The 3,566-nt window shown below is 67.1% G+C and carries 5 protein-coding genes; all 5 read left to right on the plus strand.

Annotated elements, in window-relative coordinates:
- The first annotated feature begins 210 nt into the window (after window positions 1–210).
- Window positions 211–789: a 16S rRNA (guanine(966)-N(2))-methyltransferase RsmD gene (rsmD, locus tag AC1DJN_RS21190; protein ID WP_032977851.1), complete on the plus strand. Its 579-nt coding sequence runs from the start codon at window positions 211–213 to the stop codon at window positions 787–789.
- Between the two features lie 26 nt (window positions 790–815).
- Entirely contained in the window at window positions 816–1,325 is a 510-nt protein-coding gene (gene coaD / locus AC1DJN_RS21195) for a pantetheine-phosphate adenylyltransferase (protein ID WP_008267036.1), read from the plus strand.
- Window positions 1,326–1,403: 78 nt separating this feature from the next.
- The gene (locus AC1DJN_RS21200; RefSeq protein WP_478040110.1) at window positions 1,404–1,895 is read left to right on the plus strand and encodes a hypothetical protein; all 492 of its coding nucleotides are present in this window, start codon (window positions 1,404–1,406) and stop codon (window positions 1,893–1,895) included.
- A 132-nt stretch (window positions 1,896–2,027) separates the two neighbouring features.
- A complete protein-coding gene (locus AC1DJN_RS21205; protein ID WP_025878828.1) occupies window positions 2,028–2,309 on the plus strand; it encodes a YfhL family 4Fe-4S dicluster ferredoxin in 282 nt (93 codons plus the stop codon).
- Window positions 2,306–3,566: gamma-glutamyltransferase (ggt, locus tag AC1DJN_RS21210; protein WP_478040112.1), on the plus strand; the 1,261-nt coding region annotated here is incomplete at its 3' end. The genes AC1DJN_RS21205 and ggt, both read left to right, overlap by 4 nt.

A 3,566-nucleotide genomic window follows, 5' to 3' on the forward strand; every position in this document is an offset into this window, starting at 1 on the left:
TCCGGTTGAGGGGGCGTGAGCCGCATGGATGCGGCGACCGAGCTTACAGGGACGTACTTGCAGCGTCCCCCTCAACCGGACCCACCCCGCCAACCCACAGGAAACCAGCTTTTGACGTTGCTTCGGCCTCTGCGGGTGCCGGGCGCAGCCCGGCCGAACTACAATCCCGCTCATGCTGAAATTCTCGAATGAACCTCGCCAGGGGCGCCTGTGAGCGGCCGCGGTGGCAACGAAGGCCAGGTGCGCATCATCGGTGGGCGCTGGCGCAATACCCGACTGCCGGTTCCGACCCTGCCGGGCCTGCGGCCCAGCAGCGACCGCGTGCGTGAGACCCTGTTCAACTGGTTGATGCCCAAGCTGGGCGGGGCGCGCGTGCTGGACCTGTTCGCCGGCAGCGGCGCGCTGGGGCTGGAGGCGGTCTCGCGGGGGGGCGCGCATGCCACCCTGGTCGAGCGCGACCCGCAGCTGGCGCGCAACCTGTCGGCGGCCGTGGCCAGACTGCAGGCGGGTGACGTCGTGACGGTCGCCCAGGCCGATGCGCTGCGCTGGCTGCAGGCCGCGCCGGCACAGCAGGCGGATCTGGTGTTCATCGACCCGCCGTTCGCCGATGGCCTGTGGCAGGACGTGCTGGCCCAGCTGCCGCGGCACCTGGCCGCCGACGCCTGGCTGTACCTGGAATCGCCGGCCAGCCACGTGCCGGTGCTGCCCCCGGAATGGCTGCTGCACCGCGATGGCGGCACCCGCGAGGTGCGCTTTGCCCTGTACCGCCGCGCCGCTGCTACACTTTGACCTCATCTGAACATCTGCTACCGCCCATGACCGTGGCCAACCGCCGCATCGCCGTCTATCCCGGCACGTTCGACCCCATCACCAATGGTCATATCGACCTGGTGAGCCGGGCCGCGCCGCTGTTTGAAAAGGTCGTGGTGGGCGTGGCGCAGAGCCCCTCGAAGGGACCGGCCCTGCCGCTGGAACAGCGCGTGCAGCTGGCGCGTGGCGCCCTGGGCCACCACAGCAACGTCGAGGTCATCGGCTTCGATACGCTGCTGGCCCATTTTGTGCGTTCGGTGCAGGGCGGTGTGCTGCTGCGCGGGCTGCGCGCGGTGTCCGACTTCGAGTACGAATTCCAGATGGCGAGCATGAACCGCCACCTGATTCCGGAGGTCGAGACCCTGTTCCTCACCCCCGCCGAGCAGCACAGCTTCATCTCGTCCTCGCTGGTCCGCGAGATCGCACGCCTGGGTGGCGATGTGTCCGGCTTCGTGCCGGCCGCCGTGCTCGAGGCGCTGCGCAAGGTCCGCGAAGCGAAGTCGGCCCAGTCGTAAGCCCTGGCCAGCAGTAGATCCTGTAGCACCACGCATTCCATTACGCACACCAACACGCAACATTCCGGGAGGAAACCCATGAACAACACCATGCGCGCGATGCTGATCGCTTCGTTTGCCCTGRCTTTCACCGCCTGCAAGAAGGAAGAAGCCGCTCCGGTCGACGAAGCCAAGCAGGCGCTGGTCGCGCCGGCCAAGGAAGACGACGCAGGCTGGAAGAAGTACCTGCAGGAAGTGGCCATCCAGAACATGGGCAACATCACCAACAGCCCGTTCCTGTACTACCTGTCGCCGGAATCGGATCCGGACTTCCAGGCCAAGTACGAGCGCCAGACCGAAAGCGCGACCCAGGCCGTGGCCCGTGGCGTGCAGCCGGGCAACATGCTGGCCTTCGGTTCGTCGGCCTCGGGCAAGATGGCTGACATGATCCAGACCGTGTTCAAGGATGTCTCGCCGGATTCGATGAAGGGCGTGCGCGTCGTCTTCATCGGCCAGTCCGCCGACAACGCCCGCGTGCAGGCCGTGGTCCAGCCGACCGGTGCCGAGTACATTTTCGTCGAAGCCAAGTAAGACCGAGCCGAGGCGGTCGTGCTTCGGCACGGCCCGGGCGGCGCCCTGCGATGGGCGCCGCTGATGACCTGACCGGCCCGCGCGCCCGCGCAGGCCGGTCCTTGTCCCAAGGCGCGGGCGTGGAGTATCGCCATGTCGCTGAAAATCAATGAGCTCTGCGTCAACTGCGACGTATGCGAGCCGGCCTGCCCGAACCAGGCCATCACGATGGGTGAAACCATCTACGTGATCGACCCCGCCCGCTGTACCGAGTGCGTGGGCCATTTCGACGAACCGCAGTGCGTGGTCGTCTGCCCGGTCGAATGCATCGACCCCGATCCGGACATCGTCGAAACCGAAATCGAGCTGCTGGCCAAGTTGCGCCAACTGCAGCACGATCATCCCGAACTCTATGCGGAGCCCCCATCCGAATGAAGTCGTTCGCCCGCCCCCTGTTGCTGCTCGGCCTGCTGCTGAGTTCCGTCGCCTGGGCTGATGCCCCGGTCCGTGCCGAGCGCCCCGATGGCGCGGCCATCGCCAGCGGTCACGCCCTGGCCACCCAGGCCGGTGTCGACATCCTGGCCCAGGGCGGCAACGCCTTCGACGCGGCGGTGGCGGTGTCCTCGACCCTGGCAGTGGTCGAGCCGATCAGCTCCGGCCTCGGTGGCGGCGGCTTTTTCCTGCTGCATGATGCGGCTACCGGCAAGGACGTGATGCTGGACGCGCGCGAGACCGCGCCGGCCGCGGCCACRCCGCAGGCCTTCCTCGACAAGAAGGGTGACCTGGACCGCGACCGCTCGGTCAACGGCCCGTGGTCGGCCGGCATTCCGGGCCTGCCGGCGGCGCTGGTCGAACTGTCGGCCAAGCACGGCAAGCTGCCGCTGGCGGCATCGTTGCAGCCGGCGATCCGCATCGCGCGTGAAGGCTTCCCGGTGTACGACCGCATGGCCAAGGGATATGCCTCGCGCCGTGAAGTGATGGAGCGTTATCCCGGTACGCGCGAGGTCTATCTGCGCAATGGCAAGCCGATCGCCACCGGTGACCTGTTCAAGCAGCCGGAACTGGCGCAGACCCTGGAGCGCCTGGCGGCCGGTGGCTTCGACGGCTTCTACAAGGGCCAGACCGGCAAGCTGCTGCTGGCCGGCGTGAAGCAGGCGGGAGGCAAGTGGACCGCCGAAGAGCTGGCCGGCTACCGCGTCAAGCAGCGTGCGCCGATCGTCTTCAACTACAACGGCTGGAAGATCACCACCGCACCGCCGCCRTCCTCCGGTGGCATCGCCCTGGCCAGCATGCTGCAGATACTGGAAGGCTGGGACATCAAGCAGATGGATGCCGCGCACCGCACCCATCTGGTGGTCGAGTCGATGCGTCGTGCCTACCGTGACCGCACCTTCTTCCTCGGCGATCCGGATTTCGTGCAGATCCCGCAGAAGGTGCTGGCCAGCAAGGATTACGCACAGGGCCTGCGCGCGACCATCCACCCGGAAAAGGCGACCCCCAGCGACCTGCTGTCGGGCAACCCGACGCCGCTGGAGGATGATGAGACCACCCACTTCTCGATCATCGACCGTGATGGCAACCGTGTCGGTGCCACCCAGACCGTCAACCTGCTGTACGGCTCGGGCCTGATTCCGAAGGGCACCGGCGTGCTGCTGAACAACGAGATGGACGACTTCGCGCTGAAGCCGGGAA

It is taken from the genome of Stenotrophomonas sp. 05L414_2, assembly GCF_056397905.1.